Origin of the sequence: Nostoc sp. DedQUE09, assembly GCF_034530915.1 — a bacterium.
Taxonomy (GTDB): domain Bacteria; phylum Cyanobacteriota; class Cyanobacteriia; order Cyanobacteriales; family Nostocaceae; genus Nostoc.
Window position 1 is genome coordinate 225439 of the sequence record NZ_JAVRCE010000002.1, and the last position, 19991, is coordinate 245429.

Sequence of the window (19991 nt, forward strand, 5' to 3'; positions counted from 1 at the left end):
ACTTCAACTCTCAATAGGTTTAGTTAACGATTAGTGGTGTAGATAATTGGTCTTTCAAGACGCGATTTATCGCGTCTCTACAAATGGTCTACTTGTCGTATTCTTTTTTTAAATTGGTATAACTTTTGCTATTGGCTGGTGGTGGTTCCAAGTTAATTTTGAGTCTGAGCCAGAATCGGTAAGGTAATCACAAATTCTGTTCCAACGCCCAGGGTAGAATTCACAACCAGTGAACCGCCATGTTTTTCTACAACAATAGACTGAGCGATCGCTAATCCTAATCCCGTTCCTTTACCAACACTTTTCGTAGTAAATAAGTGGTCAAATACTTTTTGTTTGACTGATTCACTCATGCCTTGACCATTATCAGCAATGCTTACCTCAACTTGTTTTTCTTTGAAAGAGGTGGTAATTGTAATCCGGTTGGGATTGGCTTGAATCTCTTCAAAACTCTTACCTGTATTTGATTCATCCAAGGCGTCAATAGCATTCGCTAGGATATTCATAAATACTTGATTTAACTGACCAGGAAAGCATTCAATTTTGGGTAAATTTCCGTACTCATTAATTATTTCAATAGCTGGACGTTCTGCGTTAGCTTTCAGGCGATGTTTGAGAATTAAAATCGTACTATCAATGCCTTCATGAATGTTAAACGGTACTTTATAATCTCTATCGGCACGGGAAAAAGTACGTAGACTAGTGCTAATGTTTTTAAGCCTATCACACGCTATTGTCATTGAATCAATTATCTTGAGCAAATCTTCTAGGCTATATTCCAAATCGATTTCTTCAGCATGAATTAAAATTTCATCTCCAGGAGTAGGAAACTTTTGTTCATATAGTTTCAAGTGTTCGATAACATCAATAAATGTTGGTTTAGCTTGTTGGAGACTGGCAGCAATAAAACCAAGAGGATTATTCATTTCATGAGCGACGCCAGCAACTAAGTTACCCAATGCAGACATCTTTTCACTTTGGACGATTTGTAATTGAGCTTGTTGCAAATCTTGTAAAGCTTGCCCAGCTTGCTGATAAAGCCGAGCGTTTTCTAAGGCAATTGCTGCTTGGGAAGATAGTAGATTAATCACCTGTAAGCGGTTACTAGTAAATACTCCTTGATTCAATTGATTTTCTAGGTAGAGAATCCCCACCAAATGACCTTGGTTAATAATGGGTGTACATAATACACTTTGAGGTTGATGTAGGAGCATATATTCTCCAATTACGCCAGGAATACTCGTTTCACAATTGTCTATAATGACGGTTTCTTGAGTATTTTTAACGTAATTGATCAGTTTTCTCGGAATATATTGACAAGCATCTATTAGTTGGGAATCAAGAATAGTTTTGACATCAGTCTGGGAATTTGACTGTTGATCGATAAAGGTAATTGCCCGCACTTGCCAAGTATCTTTTTGAGGAAGAATTAATACAGATGTTTTCGCACCAGAATTTTCTAAGATAATGCGAGTGAGACTGCTGATAAGTGCGTCTAATTCGATACAACTGGAAATAGTTTGAGCTGCTTTGAGAATGCAGGTTAAATCTAGAGCATCAGAAATATTAGTGCTGCTGGTAGTGTAAGTAGATGTACGAGCAATGGTGGCTATGGTTTCTAAAGGATTTAAGTTGAATTCTTGCTGTTGCAAAATGGGTTTGAGTAATTTGGGATAGCGTTTTTCCAAGTCATCAGTTTTGGCTTTTGCTCCCCAACGGGCATAACTGTAATATGCTTGTTGCAGATATCCTTCTGCGGCTTTTTCTTTACCCCATTCTAGGTAAAATTTGGCAGCAAGTTCGTTAGCGATCGCTGCTTCCTGAACATACCCATTGGCGATCGCTTCTTGGATCGCTATTTCATAATAATCTGCGGCTTGTAAGCGATCGCCAGTTACACGAGCTTGTTCAGCTAAAATTAAATTGTACTTGTGCTGATAATTTACGGCTGCATGAGTCGCCCATTCTTGCATTTTTGACTGGTTTTCGGCTACTTTCTGGAGATAAAGCTGTTGCTGTGCTTCATTTACCTGAGAACAAAGAGCTAACAAACTTAAAGATTGGTAGAAATTCCGCAAAGGAACAATTAATAAACCTGCTGCTCCCTGCTCATATTGCTCAAATTTTTGGGAATATTCCCAAGCAGATTCGTATTCACCCAAAAGATAAGCCAGGAGCGTTTTTGCTAGATAGACATAACAAATACCATTGATATTGTTTGTTTCAATTAAAGTTGGTAACATTTCAACCTCGTGAAAATGCTTACCAATTAAACAACAGGGATTAGCCGCTTCTCCTTGTAAATTTAGCACCGTCTGCCGCCAGATATTTCCCCAAACCAGAGATACTTCTTGTTTTATTTGCTGCATTAGATCGCAATATTTATCTGCTTCCAGCACCGCATTTTCTAGGTTTTCTCCACTCCAAAAGAGAAATTGACAATAGCAATTGGCACAATAGCCTACATATTCTAGATTTCCGGTTTCTAATCCACTTTGCAATCCCTCCAAAAATAGATTCAATGTGGATTTAATAGAATCTTTCCAATGTTTAATAAATAGACTAAATGTTAAATAAACCCTACTTTTAAGCTCTTTAGTTTGAAACTTCTCTAAAAGTTGTACTGCCAGTTTACCAAACTGATACCCATCTTCAATTGCACCAATACTGCACAAAAACAATCCATAGAGACTATAAGCAACAGCTGCCTGTGGTGAGTTGCCGTACTTGATACAAATCTCGATCATTGTAAAAATTTTGAGCGGCAATAACATCGGTTTGGCTATATAGACTGGAGCAAACAAACCCGATAATATGCGAAGCGCAACTAATTTTTTGGGATCAATTATTTCTGGCATATCTGCCAATCCTGCAATCGATTGATGAACCAACATTTGTTGTAAATTGTCATGTTTGTCAAAAATCATTTGAGTGTTACCCTCTTCAGGTAACGTCAAATCTAGTAATTGCAGTGCTTCTCTACCTGTGGCTATTGCTTCAATGAATTTATTTTGCGCTGTATAAGATTGGATTTGAATCTCATAAGTACGAACTTTTTCCAATGGAGATTTAGCGTTTTTGAGGATAATCTCTACTAATGATTTTGATGCCTCAAAGTTTGTATTGAGATATTCTGCCTCAGCCGCAGATTCGTAAACAGCAAGGGCTAAATCGTAGCTGCTTTGCCAAGCATTTATCGGTAATAGAAGAATTGCCACTTTTAAATACTCAACTGCTGTCGCATAAGCAGTCGAGTTTTTGGCTTTACAACCAGCTATCAGATTTAACCGGGATAAATGTTCTCGTTCGTCAGCTTCCTTTAATAATTCCAGTCCGTAATTTAATTGGTTAACGATCGCAAAAATTCCTGATTGCTGCTCTTTAGGTGTATTCTGCAACAACAATTGCCCAATTTGCAAGTGTGTTGACTGTTTTTGTGCATCTGGAATGAGTGAATAGGCAGCTTGCTGGACGCGATCGTGTAAAAATTTATACACAACAATCTCAGAATGTTCTTGAGTAGTTGCTTGATTTTCGGAATCAACAAAAAACTTATAAACCTCACTTTGCGGTAAAATCAACCCTTCTTGCAAAGCCTTCCATAAACAATCTGCGGTTTCTACCTCAGATTGTTTAGAAACAATCGCTAATGTTTTTAAATCGAACTGATTACCAATACAAGCGGCTAGCTTCAATTGTTGTTGAGTTGATTCTGGTAATCTTCGTAATTGAAAAACCATAAAATCAACAACATTGTCTGCTAGAGTTTGCTGATTTATTTGAGAAATATCACATTGCCAACACCCTTCGGCAAAATTGAATTGAATTAGTCGATCTTGATGTAATGATTTCAGGATTTGAGTTGCAAAAAATGGATTTCCTTGAGCTTTACGATAAATCAATTGTGAAAGAGATAATGCCACATTTTCTGCACAATTTAATGTATCGGCTACAAGTTGGTTCAATTGTAATTGGTTGAGCGGTTTCAGGGCAAGACTATTCACCTTGACACCTATTTTGCGAATTTCATCCAACATTACCATCAACGGATGTGCTGGAAATACTTCATTGTCTCTATAAGCACCAATTAATAATAAATATCCCTGATTAGCTTCATTCATTAATAATTGCATGAGTTTCAATGAAGCTGAATCTACCCACTGCAAGTCATCTAAGAATATGACTAAAGGATGTTCTTTAGTTGTAAATACTTGGAGAAATTTCTGAAATAATAAATTAAATCGGTTTTGTGCTGCGTTACCTGATAATTCTGGTGCAGGTGGTTGTTTGCCAATAATTTTTTCTAATTCGGGAATGACTTCAATAATTACCTGTCCGTCTTCACCTAATGCTTGAATAATTTGATTTTGCCATTTTCGTATTTGGACATCACTTTCTGCTAGTAATTGCTCCATGAAGTTACGGAAAGCTTGGACAAATGCAGAAAAAGGAATATTCCGATTAAATTGGTCAAATTTGCCTTTGATAAAATAACCGTGTTGACGAACAATAGGTTTATGCACTTCGTTAACAACGGCAGTTTTACCAATCCCCGAAAACCCAACTACTAGCGTTATTTCTGTTGCTCCCAGGCTGACATTTTCAAATGCTTCTAGCAGAGTTTCTACTTCTGCTTCTCGTCCATAGAGTTTATCAGGGATAATAAATCTGTCGCACACATCCCTTTGGGCAATTGGGAAACTTTCAATTTTGCCAGTTGTTTTCAGTTGAGCTAAACAATTTTCTAAATCATACTTCAATCCTAATACACTCTGATAGCGGTCTTCAGCATTTTTTGCCATTAATTTACTAACGATATCCGAAATTACCGCCGGAATTTGTAAGTTAATTACATCTATTGATGAGGCTACCTTAGCAATATGGGAATGCACCAATTCCATTGGATCGTTTGATTGAAAAGGTAACTCACCTGTAAGTAATTCATAAAAAGTTACACCAAGCGAATAAAAATCAGTCCGGTAGTCAATTCCCCGATTCATTCTCCCCGTTTGTTCTGGAGAAATATAAGCTAGTGTTCCTTCTAATACATTGGGGCTGATTAACGTTTGCGTTTCCCTTGGTAATAGAGAGGCAATACTAAAGTCGATTAATTTAACTTGTTTGGAATGAGGATTAATTAAAATATTGCTCGGTTTGATATCTTTATGGATGATACGGTGACTATAGAGTATCTCTAAGGTATTACAAAGTGCGATCGCTATTTGAAAAAACTCTTGTAAAAACCTAATGTCTCGTGTTTGATTGCGAGTAAAATAATCTTTTAGAGAAATGCCACCAAAATCTTCCATCACCAACACATAGGCATTCTGATACACCTCCAGTCCGTAGGTTTGGACGATTAAAGATGAGTTTAGATTTTTGGCAATGGTGTACTGATTGCGAAACTGCACCAGTTCGTTGAAGGATGGATATGGATTTTTCAGCAGTTTGATCGCTACAGGTAATGAGTCACTTTCTCGACACCCTCGATAAACTATAGTTCTCGAACCATTGTAGATTTCTTCAACGATTTGGTATCCAGAAATATTAACATTAGTGCTAAACATACTGTAAAATCCTAGTAATTTATAAATTTATTATTCCCAAATTAAGAATGGCATCTTAATATTAATTGGTAGAAATTACTGTGGCTTTACTTTATATCTAATTTATGAAGATAAGATTTAAATTTTAGGGTATATTACCCGCTGCTTTAACTTTCAGGTATCAAATACAGAGATAGAATATTCCCTACAATAGTGTCAAGTCTCTCAGTTAGTAGTAAATTAGGAATATGCAAAGCGTAAACTAGTAATTTTTCAACTCAAAAATGTGCTTGTAAGGGCTGGGGAAAGATTAAAGGTAAAGCAATTAAAATTTTTCATCTTTACCCTTTAATCTTTAAAAAGCCAAGTTAACAAAAGCTCACTATTAGAACCTGCTGGGATTTTTATTTAGGTTTCGTAGTCTGACTAAAGGCAATTACCTACTCAAATAGGAGAGACTATTATTGATTGACAGTAGCGGAAGTTTGTTATTCCGCCGACTGTGATTGATAGGGTTATATTGAAACCAGCCCTCAACTACGGTTATCTGGAATTACCGCATAAGCATCAATTTCAAACAACATACCGTCAAGTGCAAGTCTAGGAACGGGAATAAGAGTGTTTGCTGGTGGTTTATTCCCCCATAAATTTATAATTTCACGTCCTAACGGGATCAATTTATTTTGGTTGTGATCCACTATAAGAACAGTAGTTTTTGCGACATCTTGTGGTTGTGCCCCAACAGCTGCTAAGGCATAACGAAGGTTTTTAAAAGCCTGTATTAACTGCTTTTCAAAGTCATCCGAGACAAGATTCCCTTGTAGATCCGAACCAAATTGACCCGAAATATAGACGGTTCTTGCCCTTGATGGTGTAACAGCTATATGGCTATAGCCATTTTGGGGTGCATTATATAACGTTGGTGGGTTCACCAATTTCAACTCTTTGTTGTCTTTAGCACTCACTTCCTTTTGTGTTCCCACCATCAAAGCGGTAGTTATTCCACTACCTCCAAGCCACAAAAGTGCATTTCGTCGTGATAAGTTTGCTACTAATGAATTTACAGCACTGCTAATAGGTCTAGTCATTAAAGCTCCTTAAATGTGAGTTCTTTATTTTTGCTCATACTTAGTTTTATTATCTATCTAATTAAATTAAAAAGCACTAGTTACAAGATTTATTCAGTGTGATCACATATATAATAAGTCTGGATTGGTTTCAGTTCCTTTAGCTTGCAATATGGATACAGTTAAAACTTATACTAAATCAGGTTATTAACCCTCAAAAAGTGTATTAGGCGATCGCAGTGCGTGGTATTTTCGTAATAACTTCAGAGCGCAAACAACAGTCGCAGGGGCGCAAGGCCTTGCGCCCTTACCGCGTGGTCTCACAAGAAGCTTATCCACTTGCAATACTTTTCGGATAAATCCAACAATCTCTCTTTTGGTCTGGGTAAAGGTTAAAGGGTAAGGGGTAAAGGTAAATATCAAACCCTTTCCCCTTTCCCCTGATGGCAACTATGGTCGACTCCACGCATCGGTGATGAGCCTACCGAAATTTTACTTTGAAGTCTCCAGTAACTGCATAGGCGTAGCCCGTCGTAGACATCGCCATATCTATCGGTAAGGATCTGCACAAGTTTCTTTTGCAGCCCTCAATATTATGTCTGCTTGATTACTTATTAAACTAGTGAGATTTTATATAAGGATATCTAAGTTTCCCGGCTTAGACATCCACTAGCAACATAAACCTACATTTAATAGATTGTTAATTCTATTCTAATTACTATTTTTTGTTTGTACATGGTTCTTAAGACAGTTATAAATTCATCCTTAAGTTGGATGCCAGAATTAGATATATATTTTCTGTTAATACAGCTTGCAAAGTGAATTAAGACTTTTTTGTATAAAATAATGCTACTTATTAATAACACCTTCTGAAAAAGTTATTAGATAAATTTTCTGATTTTTACTTGAAGATTTTATATTGGGACTAACTTCTCATGCTGATTAGAGGATGTCTGAAAACTGTTTGGTGTTGTATTTGAGACTACTAGATTCCCCTAAATCCTCCTTAAAAAGGGGGACTTTAAGATAAATTTCCCCCTTTTTAAAGGGGGCTAGGCAGGGTGGTTTCATACGAAAAAAGAAAAATACATAAGTCTTGATTTCTCGTTTTGTGGCATAGCTTTTTCCCTCACTTCCATTCCTCTCCCCCACGGGGGGAGAGGCTTTGAAACCCAGTTTGAGTTTTTCTCTGCTTGTATGAAACCACCCTGCTTTTTAAGGGGGGCTAGGGGGGATAGAGCGAAATGTTTAATACTTCTCAGACATCCTCTTAGCGATCGCAAGCATAAATATAAACTATGTGCAGGTGCGTTACACTGTGTTAACGCACCCTAATTTCTAAGACAAGTTAGGAATACTAGACTTTTCTAAACTTGCTACTAATTTCACTCCAAATTCTTCTTCAAACACTCCTTTCTTATAATCTAAGCTCCAAAGTTCTAAAGCACAATCATCATCTGATTGAGATGGAAAAATTAGCAGGTTGACCTGCCTAAGTTGTGAATAGTACTCACATTGCACTTTAGCGATCGCACCAATTTGTCGTCTATCTAATGCTACTGCCAATCTTAAAATGGCACTTAGTTGACTAACAATTTGTCGTTGTTGTTTAGTTAGCAAACTCTGGTAGTTTTCATGTTTTTTCTTAGGTGGCGATTTGCGATGATAACGCGCTAAATTGGCAATGATTTCAATTTCGGTTTCTGTATAACCGAGTAATTCTCCATTGCGAATTAAATAGTAAGAGTGCTTGTGGTGAGATGAATGGCTAATATAATGACCGCAATTGTGTAATATTGCCGCTGCCCACAGCATTTGTCGCTCGTCAGTTCCCCAATGATGTAGAGTACCTTGAGTTTGGTCAAATAAACTCTCGGCAAATTTTGCCACGCGATCGCTGTATTCTAAGTTGATGTGGTATTTATCCGCGAGTTTGAGAACATTCCGTTCCCGAACTGAACTTTGATAGCGCAGCTTATCTTCAATTAAACCGTGGGTTAACATCCAGTCTACGATTACGCCTTCTCTCAGAGAACGCTCACAAACTGTTACTGATTCACTACCCAAAAGGGTCATTGCTTCCTGTAATATCACTGCGCCAGCGAGGATAACTTCAGGGCGCTTCTCTGGCATACCTGGAATCTCAGCCCTTTCGGAATTACTCAGTTTCCGCAAGCGGTTTACCAACTCTTGCAAGTCTTTAAGACTAAACTGGTAGCCATTGAGAGTAGTAGGAATAACACCCGACTTTTCTCGTGCATGAATCATCGCCAGGGTTTCAATTGTGCCAGATGTACCCACCAAACGGGGAGATTCCCCAAACTCTAGGTTGGCTAGGATCTCATCCACGGAACGTTCCAACATACCGCGTGTATAAGATTCTAGGTAGTTAAACTCAGTATTACTGATGGGGTCAGTGGTAATTAACTCGCTAGTGAGTCGCACTGCACCAACTTTGGTACTGGTGAGAGCGCGGGCTTGGTGACTATCGCCTAAAATCAATTCTGTGGAACCACCGCCAATATCAATAATCATGTGGGGCTGGTTGTGAAATTCCATCCCCGACAGCACGCCAAGATAGATTCGCCGCGCTTCTTCTTGACCAGAAATCAAGTCAACGCTTAAACCCAACTCCGCTTCTATTTTGTGCAAAAAATCTTTACCATTGGGGGCTTCCCGCACAGCACTAGTTGCCACAGCGATGATAGTTTCAGCGTTGATAGTTTTGGCAACTTCTTGGAAGCGTCCTAAAGCCGCGATCGCCTTTTTAATTATCTCTGGTTTGAGTTCTCCAGTGGTAAGATTGCGATCACCAAGCCTCACAGTTTCCTTTTCTCTAGCAATAATGCTGAAAGCTGGTAGTGTGGGGTCAATCTTGACTACTACCATGTGTAGAGAATTTGTTCCCAGGTCAATGGCAGCAATAATCCGATGTTGCTTAGATGGTTGAGTAGGAATACTCTCCCAGCTAGAAACTAAATTCAGCATCTAGTTTTCTCTCTTTATTAAGAAATGATGGCAAACGGTGATACGTCGGGGTAGCTAGCACTGATATTTATGACAACACACTTGCTCAGACTGAGTGCTGTTAGCGGTAGCAGGGCGTTGAGCCAGTGCTGAATATTGAGTAAATTAAAAAATACTCAGCATTCGCAACTCAGCTTGGTCGAGGGTAACGGAGCTATGTATGTTCACCCTACTATTTATAACCGCAGTGACTATTTAAAGATATTTAAAGTTGCCACTTTGGGTTATGTTTTTACAAATAACAAATAACGTTATTCTATAGATGTAAAGAAGTGTGAATTCATCTCTCTAAAGTTATTTGTTGATTTCTATGTTAACGACGCCAGAACGCCCCCAGTCACCAATTTGGCTTGTAATTATCCAGCTTTTACGCTGGCATAAACCAGAAGGGCGGTTAATTTTAATGATTCCTGCCCTTTGGGCTGTGTTTTTGGCAGCTTCAGGGAAACCGCCTTTACCTCTGGTTGGTGTGATTATATTGGGTACTCTGGCCACGAGTGCGACTGGATGTGTTGTCAACGATTTGTGGGATCGGAATATCGATCCAGAAGTAGAGAGAACACGCGATCGCCCCCTTGCTTCTCGCGCCTTATCTGTGAAAGTTGGGATTGTAGTTGCGATCGTATCTTTAGCATGTGCAGCAGTTTTGGCCTTTTATCTTAATCCCCTGAGTTTCTGGTTATGCGTGGCAGCAGTGCCTGTAATTTTGCTTTATCCAGGTGCAAAGCGGGTGTTTCCTGTACCGCAACTAGTACTTTCCATCGCTTGGGGTTTTGGGGTATTAATTAGCTGGAGTGCAGTAACGCAAAGCATTTCTCAACCAACCTGGTTGCTTTGGGGCGCGACTGTATTGTGGACATTGGGATTTGATACAGTTTACGCCATGAGCGACAAGGAAGATGATCGCCGCATTGGTGTTAATTCTAGCGCCCTATTTTTTGGTAATTATGCCCCTCTAGCCATTGGAATTTTCTTTGCTGGTACAATCTTGTTATTGTCTTGGTTAGGCGTAGTTATACATCTGCACTTCGCCTTCTGGATTAGCCTTGCAGTTGCTACTATGGGATGGGTTTGGCAGTCTCTGCGATTAAGAGACCGATACTTACCTAATTCTGCTTATGGTGAAATGTTCCGGCAAAATGTGTGGATTGGTTTTATTTTACTTGCTGGGATGATTGCTGGATCTTTATAAGGAATAAATTAGATTTACCCCCTTAATCCCCCCGATGTATTGGGGGGAAATCAATATCCGGTTCTCCCCCTTACCAAGGGGGAGTTAGAGTGGGTCAGAAGGACTTTTGTGTACACCGTAGCTCCGCTTGCGGGGAGGGGTTTAATATCATGTCCGGCTAATTAGTTATAATTCCCTTTCTCTATGCAGAAAGCCCAAAAACCCATCCCCTCTGCCCCTCTGCCCCTCCGCTCCTCTGCGGTCTTAATGATAAGTCTTTAACCGGACATGATATAAGAGTGCGATTCTTATTGATTATGCGTTGAAAATTTTCCATGCTATTTGATGCGTTTAAAAATCGTAAATCTCCTAAAATCGAATTCATCAAAACTAACCCAACCTGGCGCGTAGCGTGGGGAACAGTTGATGCAAATTATGAAGATATAGCTTGGCGAGATGAAAAAATTTCTGTAATTTTACCACGCACAACTTCGGAATTGCCGACAGAGAAATTAGCAATCAGTTCTAGAGGACGATTTGTTGTTGTTGGTGATGTTTGGTTAACTAACCGAGTGCAGTTGCTGCAAAAATTGGGAATTGAACCGGATAGCTTTCAAGGAAGTTCTCTGCAACTGGTAGCCAATCTTTGGGAACGATGGGGTAGTGAAAGTCTTAGCCAACTTGTGGGGATGTTTGCGCTAGTGGTTTGGGATAGAGACAAACAGGTGTTGAGATTGGTTCGCGATCGCGTTGGTGTTCGTACTCTCTATTACACTACCACTGGTTCAGTTCGTTGGATTGCGCCTCGACTGAGAACTTTAGCACCTCATCGTTCATCCGATTTAGATTTGGTGGCATTGCGCGATTATCTTTGTTGTGCTTTTGTTCCTGGCGAACGAACCCTTTGGGAACAGGTGCGAGAACTGCGACCTGGAATTGTTTTAGAATTTCCTGACTACAAAGTTACAGCTTATTGGCAGCTTCAAGAACAGATTACAGCAAGCGATCGACCCTTAGCATGGCATGGCGATCGCTTGCGAGAACTTCTAGAGCAAGTTGTTCAAGAATATTTACCACCAGCAAATGAACCCGTTGGCGTTTTCCTTTCTGGTGGTTTGGACTCTAGCAGTATCACTGCTTTAGTAGCAAAATTCCACAAAGCACCAGTCCACACCTTCTCAATTCATTTTGGTTCAGAATGTCCCAATGAGTTAGAATTTTCCAGTCTCGTTGCATCCCATTGTCAGACGCAGCACCACATTTTAGAAATTACTTTTAAAGATATGTGGTCACGCCTGCCGGAAACAATGGCGTATTTAGATGACCCCATTGGCGACCCACTGACAGTTCCCAACCTGTTACTCGGACAACTGGCGAGAGAAAGCGTAGAAGTAGTTTTGAATGGTGAAGGTGGCGACCCTTGTTTTGGTGGGCCAAAAAATCAGCCGATGCTGATTAATAGTTTATATGGCTCTGTCACCAATCAAGATGCATTGCAAGCTTATTTAATATCCTTCCAAAAGTGCGCTGTTGACTTACCGCAACTTTTAAAACCAGAAGTTTGGACAGCAGTACAAACAGCACCTTGGATTTTTGCAGAAGACTTATATTCTCAAGCTAACTATCTGAATCGTTTGATGGCAATGAATATCAAATTTAAAGGTGCTGACCAAATTTTGACTAAAGTTAGTAACTTGACTCAAGCTGCTCTTTTGCAAGGTCGTTCTCCTCTGTTTGACCAACGAGTAGTAGAGTTAAGTATGGAAATACCTCCAGAGTATAAACTTTCTGGAGTGGAAGAAAAAGCAGTTTTAAAGCAAGCCATTGCAGATATTTTACCAGACACAATTATTCATCGTCCCAAAAGCGGCATGATGGTACCGGTGCAGTTAGGATTTCGGAAATATTGGCAGCAAGAAGCCAGAGATTTATTGCTAAATCGAAATGCATGTATTACTCCTGACTTAAACCAGTTACTAATTCGTAATTGGTTAAATTATCAAGGAGATACTTGGAGTCGTTATGGAGTAAAGCTGTGGTTGCTTGCTAGTTTAGAAATTTGGTTACAAGTAAATCAAAAAACATAGTACCAGATTTTCCACCAACACCCCATCACTCCAATAGCCCATATCAGCCGGACTTTCGGCAATTACTCTTGATAATCGATTGCTCTTAGGCGATGGACTACCCTGCATAAGAGCGATCGCTACTTCCTCCATCCACAGATTCTGCTCATCAGCATCCCATTACCAGCAACCATGTCTGTCTCCCGCCAAGGTTAAGACAAAAGCATCTCAAGCGGTCTAACAACGCTGTTGGAGCGGACTGATAGGAGATATTGGTTATAATGTAAGGATTACTTACAGCCGCTCAACAGAAACGTTAACCTGCTTCGTCTGTGCGATGACTTGAAAGCAATTAGCACCGACAGTAGCGAGCGAATGGGTTGGCAAGTTTCTGCGGCGGGCGGGCTAACAATGGCATGAACCGTACCCTTAGCCTAGATGTAGCCCGCCGTAGGCATCACACCTTTTTGCCCGACCTCACCAAATCGCGTTGCTCCCGTTTCAACGTGATTTACTACTGGGCACAGGCAGCCGATAGCGAAGAAACAGCAACAGGTGTGTTTGCAGCAGCTTCGGCAATTAAGTGAATATTACCTTTGCCATCTGCCACCCATTTTTGAGCTTCTATAATTTGTTGCTCAATATTCACAGAAGGTGTAGTAGATGCAGAAATATCTTGAGATTTATTCTCCCAAGTAGATTCAAGCGTTACCCACGGTGCGATTACTGCCCGCCCCCGTAATGGTTCATGGGGGCTTTCGGGCAAACCGCTGCGTCCTGTGGCGATAAACCGACTATCTGTTCGTCGTTCTCTATTAGAACAACCTTGAGCAATTTGGGTGGACGGATCGACGAGATTGGTAAGTAGTTCAACCAAGCCTCGGCTGGGGTCTACATCAGGTGTATTAATTTGTACTGTGCCACTTAAAGAAGGGTTTTCTTGAGAAACGGCAGTGATGTCATTTGTTGGCAGTTGACTTGGGTCTAAATCAAGCGGGCGCAATCTTTCCAGGTCTTGCCGACTAAGTGGTGCGATGCCAAATGTTTTAGTAGCATTGATTTGGATTTTGCCGCCAGAACCGTTGAATGCATTGGCAGTGATGTCGCTATTTTCATTGGGGACAGCGACAATAAATTTTGAGTCGATATTGATATTACCGCCATTACCGCCTTTTTGCTCAGTACCAGCGTTGGTGGAAATTTGACTACCATGACGCAACAATAACAAATCGCTATTGAGGTTGAGATTGCCACCATTACCAGAAACAGAATCAGCATTGAGTCGGCCTTGATTGTCTAGAATAATTTTGGGTGAATTTATTTCGATGTCGCCTGTGATTCCTGAGCCAAAAGCACTGACGAATAAACCACTGTTACCACCAATATCTGCTACTCTGCTAGAAAATTTAGTAATGGGATCATTATAATAAGTAGAGTCGATACCACTAATAAATACTTGATTAAGAGCGCTCACTGTAATTTTACCTGCGCGTCCATTACTTGAAGTAATAGTGGATATCTGTCCACCGCTGAGTGCTTCAAAGAAATTTGTATCGATGCGAATATTACTTGCATTTCCTTTTCCATAAGTTGAGGCAGAAAGTATAGCATCATCTCGTAATGAGAATGAACCTGAATCGATGCGAATATTACCTGCATCACCCTGTCCATAGGTAGCAGTTTCCAATATGGCATAATTGGTAACAGAGAAAGAGTTGGTTTCAATTGTCAAATCGCTTGCATTCCCTACTGCCTCCCGTCCAACTGCGACGATGATAGCACTAGGGACTATCAGGTCATCTCCTAAATAGGGATACGGAGTAAACCCACTTAAGGATACGCGATCACGTGCGTGTATAGTAACTCTGCCTGTATTGCCTTGGCCCTGAGTAGCAGCATTTATCTGAGCACCGTTGGTAACAGAGAGTGAGCCAGTTTCAATTCTAATCTCTCCTCCTGTCCCTTTTGCTCCACTATATACTAAGGTTGTCATACCACTAGGACTGGAGGGAATGCCATCTTCAATGCCAACTCCATCTAGATAAACACTATTTGCTCGCACAATAATACTACCTGCATTTCCCTCACCTAAGGTAGCAGCTGTTAAAAATCCTCCGTTTGTCAAGAAAAGCGATCCAGTTTGAATCTGAATATTGCCGCCCTGTCCAACTCCACCACTTCTAACCGCGCTACCAGCGCTACTAGCAAAACTATTGTTTCCAACTCCATCAAAAGCAATGTGATCGGCTCTAATCATTATGTCACCTGCTCTGCCCTGTCCGGAGGTTCCTGCAACTAGTTCGGCTCCATTGGTTAATTCTAATACTGGAGTCTCAATTACTATTTTCCCGCCATTACCTACTGCACCAGTTTTAACATCACTACGAATTGCAGTCGAAATTCCATCATTTCCCACTCCATCCAAAAAGACACTGCGGCTGGAATTAACAAATATACTACCCGCTTGACCTTTCCCACTAGTGCTTGCTTCTAACTGTGCTCCATTGGTCAGCGAGAGAGTTTTAGTAGAAATACGGATGTCTCCACCTTGGATTTGGCTATTTGATGTTATGGGACTGAGAACAGTATTGATAATAAGGCTAGAAAACTTACCATCATCACTTCCTCCATCTATGGAAATGCTCTCGCGCGTGTCGATGCTAATACTGCCCGCATTGCCCTGTCCTAGAGTGCCAGCAATTAGTTGACTGCCATTTTTAATATTAAGTGTTCCAGTTTTAATAATCACGTTGCCACTATTACCCATTGCATCAGTATTGACAACGTTTTGAATTACGCTCAACTTTCCCAGCCTGATAGCATCAGTTATATCGAGTATAATATCTCCCCCTTGATTGCTCGTTGATCCCAAGCCTTGAACCATTCCAGCCTTGAGGACACTTTCTGAAATATCCAGATTGCGAGCAAAAATTGCAATATTACCACCCCCTTCTACGTATACACCCGCTTGATTGCTAAGAAATACCGAAGCACGATTCACATTTTCAGGAAATCCCAAGCTCAATTTATTCCCATCAAACAGAAGGTTTACATTCCCAGATTCCGCCAATCCCCCTAACTCAACTGTCCCACCAAAAGCATTTAATCGTCCACTATCCATGCTGACATTACCGCCCATAAGTAGCAAACTCTTACCATCTGCTACTCGCAAACCAAATGCATTCAAACCTGCTAGGTCTTTTCCTGCTGGTGCAACTGAATTATTTTGAATTGCTGCATTTTGATTGATTTGATTAAAGACCAAAGCTGAAGGGTTGATTTTCAACAAAGGGGAAGAAAGATGTTTCTCAGTTGCACTGAAAAATCCCAGATTCCTAAATTGCAGTGCATTCGCCGTACTTGCTACAAACGAACCGCCAATATTCAAGCTGGCATTTTCACCAAAAATAATCCCATTAGGATTGAGTAGAAATAGGTTAGCCACACCTAAGCTGCGAATCAATCCATCAATGTTCGATACTGACCCACCTGTTACTCGGCTAATGATGTTCTGAATATCTTGAGCATTGTTAAAGAAAGCAGTGTCGCCAGTAGGAACTGAAAACTCTCTAAAGCTGTGGAAGAGATTGCTACCCACTCTAGTTCCGCCTTCAATCAGGTGAGTATTTCCTTGAAACGTGATGGCGGAATTAATAGGTAGAGTGTCATCCGGGGCAATTTGAGCAAAAGCACAATTTGCCCAAAAAGCAAGCGCCATTCCTATTCCTACACAAATAGCAATTTTTGAATCAAGCTGAGTTTGTATAGTGATTGTGGTGGTTGGTATTTTAGACTGTGTCATCAGGAGCGATGCCTATCGGCAACCTAACGAAACGCTTTAATGCTTTGTCCTAATTTTATGGTGGTAAGAGCAGTAAAAAGCAATAAATTTTCTAAACAAATACTCAGAGCAAGCCGATATCCAACTATTTTTATGGTCTAGGGATGTCGCCGCACAGGGGCTACGGAAGTAGCAAGTAAACTCAGCCGAGCCGGAATGATTAGCTACAAGCGTGGAAATATTACCATTTTGGATCGACCGGAGTTGGAAGATACATCTTGTGAATGTTATTCCATCATCAAAAACGAGTACGCTCGATTGCTAGGTAAACAGGGCTAGCTTTTGTCAACTCCGATTGGTATAAAAGAGATGGCATGAACGAATGGCACTCTCGTAAAAATGAAATCTTTGCCAGGGCAGGGTCTTGGGGGCAGGGTTGCAGATTTGGAAAAATCAGGAAAAGTAGAAATGAACGCGGACATTAAAAAACTTTTTCCTTACTATACCCCACTCAGCCACACCCTACACCCAAAAGCCTTATAGATAATCGATTTGCCCTTATCAAGCGTGCCGTAATCAAATAGGAATCCTAATACTTTCTAGCCAATTACTCAACATGAGAAATGAAAAATGCAGATATTACAGTGTAGCCAACAAAAAAAATCACAGCCGACAGCATAAAAAACTCCTTTTTTAGCCAAAGATTAAATAATATTTACTTACTTTGAATTTATAGCTAATACCAAGTGTAAACATCTACTAAAAGACTACTCTGTTAAATGTCTAGAGGATGACTCGGCTGAACAAAATTATCTTTCATAGTCAGGGTGAAGTATATCTCAGTAATTACGGTAGTTACTGAGATATAAAAATTACTAACAACTGAGTAAAGTTATTTTGGTCTGAGCAGGGCTACTCACTTATAGCCGTAGTCACATAGATTAGGACAGTGTTGATTGCTCAAAGGCTTGAAACGACTGGGTTTTTACTCAGCACTCAGCACTCAGCACTTTGCTATAAATACAGGTAAGAAAGAGTATGCTGCTCAAATCACCTTAACCGTCTTGCGTCCAATTTGAGGTTTCATTAGCTCAAAACCTAAAAAGTTTTAATTAGTTACAAGGAGTTATATTATGTCAGATACTATTTGTTAATATTCTCTATCTTGACGCTGCCACTATTTATCTACAATTTCTTTGGCAGCCACAAGCACAGGTGCGATCGCTTTCGATTTATCAAACTGGCGAGAGTTAGCTCAAGCGCTCTACCGATTTACTTAAAACATCTTTGGTGGTGCTTTTTTGCCAGATAATTGCTCCCATCCCCGACCAAAGGAGAAATCATAGAGGTGAGGGCGGTTGCTAATCGAGTAGGGATGAGGGCGGGGGCAGCGAGCGATAAGCGACCAAGATAAGCTCAACATCACCGCCAAGATATCTCGCCTGTCCGCTTCATCGACTTGTTAGCTGGCTGGCGCTACCAACTATTAACTAATTCTTTCCCCTGGCTTTTCATAAAAAGCCCTAGTGAAATCGAAGTCATTGTCATTAGTACCAATGACCAAGTACAAATGACTCTTGTTATATGAATATTTCCTGACTTATGTCAGCATTTTTTGTTTTAAAAACCACTGAAAAAACGCATTTTCAAGTGATTGCCGATTTTCTTTTAATTTATTTTTGATTATTTACTGAGCTAATCTCCGTTTGCGGTGTACTCTCAATATACGGTAACTACCAATACTTCTCGGTTAAGGGGTAAAAAGAAAGGGAAAAGAAAAAACCTTTAACCCAAACCCAGTAACCTTTACCAAAACCCGATTCCGAATTAAAAATGCCTAACCGAGAAGTATTGCGGTAACTAACACACTCAACCTTTGAGACCAATTACACCCAGAGGTGAATACCATGAACAATTATCCTCAACAACAGGAATTTATTTTAAGTCAAATTACAAATAAATATTTTCAGCGTCGGGATTTCAGTGGATGTGACTTGAGAGGAATCGACCTGAAAGGAATTAATTTAAGCGGTATTAATTTAATTGGAGCTGATTTGCGTGATGCAAATTTGTCTGGCTGTGTTCTGACTCGTGCTAATTTAAGTGGCGCAAATTTGATGCAAGCTAGCTTACGCGAAGCTAATTTGTATGAAGCATCTTTATGTGAAGCCAATTTGACTAATGCTGATTTAACAAGAGCAAATTTGTGCGGAACTTTCTTATGGCGAGTGAAATTCATAGGTAGTAATCTTTGGGGTGCTTCTTTATGTGATGTAGATTTGAGAGAAGCAGACTTAAGTGAAGCCAAATTAATTGAAGCATCGCTGATTGAAGCTAACTTAAGTTTTGCAAATCTCACACGAGCCAAGCTATGTGGAGCAAAATTACTAGAAGCTAATTTGACTGAGGCTAACTTAACTAGTGCAGACTTGACATGGGCAAATTTAACTAAAGCAAACTTGAGCAATGCAAACCTTTGGAAGACAAATTTGATTTATGCAAAGTTGCGAGATACTATCATGCCTGATGGCACAATTGAGCAACCTCAGATAGTTATTTATTAGCTAGAAATAGCTCTGCCAAAGTGAGATAATCTTGTAATTTCGTTTCTATACTCTACATGGAAACGTGATGCAGCATAATTCAGAATTTAAAAGTCAGAATAAGTAAACATAAAGCGAGAAGTATTGACTTGAAACCTGAGTTAATACAGCTTAAGCCTTAGTTATAAATATTCCTTATATGATAAGTAATCCTTAAGCTGTAATTAATACGACTTCTTCTGTGATTATCAATGCTCAAGCTGTAATTAACACAGCTTCTTCTGTGATTATCAATGCTCAAGCTGTAATTAACACAGCTTCTTCTGTAGTTAGGAATGCTCAAACTGTAATGAAAATATAGCCATTCCCATTCTGATGTGGTATAGCATTATACCAAGGGGTGTCGGGGGACGGCACTGCCCATTGGTGTCAACTTAAGAAGATATAGCAGTTGCCAGGTAGATTAAAATATAATGACAAGCGTGAATCTCAGGAATAGCAAGGTTTTTACCTCCTGTCTTCTGCCTCCTGCTATAAAGCCCAAATTTGTTGGGTGTAAGCGTCAATCTCAAGGGTGACGCTTACGCGCTTACGCTTAGTTTTGACTATTCCAAAGAGCTTTTGATGTTCAACAATATAGCTGACAACATCAGTGGCATCACCACGCACAACAGCTTGGGAGAAATGGTATAAACTACGAGAAACCATCTCTGTAGAAATGAGGTCTAATGGTTGATTCAAAGCGATGCCAAAGGCAAGCTACAAAGCATCCTAGACACAGGAGAAAATC

General features: G+C 40.0%; 9 protein-coding genes and 1 pseudogene. 4 read left to right on the forward strand and 6 right to left on the reverse strand.

Going from position 1 to position 19991, the window contains the following annotated elements:
• Positions 1-152: 152 nt before the first annotated feature.
• From RMY27_RS02150 to RMY27_RS02160, 3 genes are all read right to left on the reverse strand, one after another.
• The gene (locus RMY27_RS02150; RefSeq protein WP_322660056.1) at positions 153-5567 is read right to left on the reverse strand and encodes an AAA family ATPase; all 5415 of its coding nucleotides are present in this window, start codon (positions 5565-5567) and stop codon (positions 153-155) included.
• 512 nt (positions 5568-6079) lie between these two features.
• Positions 6080-6634, reverse strand: coding sequence for a RidA family protein (locus RMY27_RS02155; protein WP_322660058.1), 555 nt, complete (start codon positions 6632-6634; stop codon positions 6080-6082).
• Positions 6635-7951: 1317 nt separating this feature from the next.
• The gene (locus RMY27_RS02160) at positions 7952-9601 is read right to left on the reverse strand and encodes a Ppx/GppA phosphatase family protein (RefSeq protein WP_322660060.1); all 1650 of its coding nucleotides are present in this window, start codon (positions 9599-9601) and stop codon (positions 7952-7954) included.
• A gap of 349 nt (positions 9602-9950) precedes the next feature.
• Between RMY27_RS02160 and RMY27_RS02165 the strand changes: the two genes are divergently transcribed.
• Complete coding sequence (locus RMY27_RS02165; protein ID WP_322660062.1) at positions 9951-10832, forward strand: 4-hydroxybenzoate solanesyltransferase; 882 nt, start codon at positions 9951-9953, stop codon at positions 10830-10832.
• A 314-nt stretch (positions 10833-11146) separates the two neighbouring features.
• The gene (locus RMY27_RS02170; protein ID WP_322660064.1) at positions 11147-12898 is read left to right on the forward strand and encodes an asparagine synthetase B family protein; all 1752 of its coding nucleotides are present in this window, start codon (positions 11147-11149) and stop codon (positions 12896-12898) included.
• Here the strand turns inward: RMY27_RS02170 and RMY27_RS02175 are convergent.
• Positions 12875-13030, reverse strand: coding sequence for a hypothetical protein (locus RMY27_RS02175; protein ID WP_322660066.1), 156 nt, complete (start codon positions 13028-13030; stop codon positions 12875-12877). The genes RMY27_RS02170 and RMY27_RS02175 overlap by 24 nt on opposite strands.
• 361 nt (positions 13031-13391) lie before the next feature.
• Positions 13392-16679 carry a filamentous hemagglutinin N-terminal domain-containing protein gene (locus RMY27_RS02180; RefSeq protein WP_322660068.1) on the reverse strand — a complete coding sequence of 1096 codons (3288 nt, stop codon included), beginning with the start codon at positions 16677-16679 and terminating at the stop codon, positions 13392-13394.
• A gap of 195 nt (positions 16680-16874) precedes the next feature.
• Here RMY27_RS02180 and RMY27_RS02185 point away from each other — a divergent pair, with 195 nt between their 5' ends.
• Both RMY27_RS02185 and RMY27_RS02190 read left to right on the forward strand, forming a co-directional pair.
• Complete coding sequence (locus RMY27_RS02185) at positions 16875-16997, forward strand: hypothetical protein (RefSeq protein ID WP_322660070.1); 123 nt, start codon at positions 16875-16877, stop codon at positions 16995-16997.
• 1568 nt (positions 16998-18565) lie between these two features.
• The gene (locus RMY27_RS02190) at positions 18566-19222 is read left to right on the forward strand and encodes a pentapeptide repeat-containing protein (protein WP_322660072.1); all 657 of its coding nucleotides are present in this window, start codon (positions 18566-18568) and stop codon (positions 19220-19222) included.
• Between the two features lie 510 nt (positions 19223-19732).
• Here RMY27_RS02190 and RMY27_RS02195 read toward each other — a convergent pair.
• Positions 19733-19948: pseudogene (locus RMY27_RS02195) on the reverse strand (IS4 family transposase); the annotation flags it as partial.
• Between the last annotated feature and the right edge of the window lie 43 nt (positions 19949-19991).

Excerpts from the sequence above, each read along its gene's own strand:
- RMY27_RS02150 (WP_322660056.1), bottom strand. The coding sequence starts at position 5,567 with ATGTTTAGCACTAATGTTAATATTTCTGGATACCAAATCGTTGAAGAA.
- RMY27_RS02155 (WP_322660058.1), bottom strand. The coding sequence starts at position 6,634 with ATGACTAGACCTATTAGCAGTGCTGTAAATTCATTAGTAGCAAACTTA.
- RMY27_RS02160 (WP_322660060.1), bottom strand. The coding sequence starts at position 9,601 with ATGCTGAATTTAGTTTCTAGCTGGGAGAGTATTCCTACTCAACCATCT.
- RMY27_RS02165 (WP_322660062.1), top strand. The coding sequence starts at position 9,951 with ATGTTAACGACGCCAGAACGCCCCCAGTCACCAATTTGGCTTGTAATT.
- RMY27_RS02170 (WP_322660064.1), top strand. The coding sequence starts at position 11,147 with ATGCTATTTGATGCGTTTAAAAATCGTAAATCTCCTAAAATCGAATTC.
- RMY27_RS02175 (WP_322660066.1), bottom strand. The coding sequence starts at position 13,030 with ATGGAGGAAGTAGCGATCGCTCTTATGCAGGGTAGTCCATCGCCTAAG.
- RMY27_RS02180 (WP_322660068.1), bottom strand. The coding sequence starts at position 16,679 with ATGACACAGTCTAAAATACCAACCACCACAATCACTATACAAACTCAG.
- RMY27_RS02185 (WP_322660070.1), top strand. The coding sequence starts at position 16,875 with ATGATTAGCTACAAGCGTGGAAATATTACCATTTTGGATCGACCGGAG.
- RMY27_RS02190 (WP_322660072.1), top strand. The coding sequence starts at position 18,566 with ATGAACAATTATCCTCAACAACAGGAATTTATTTTAAGTCAAATTACA.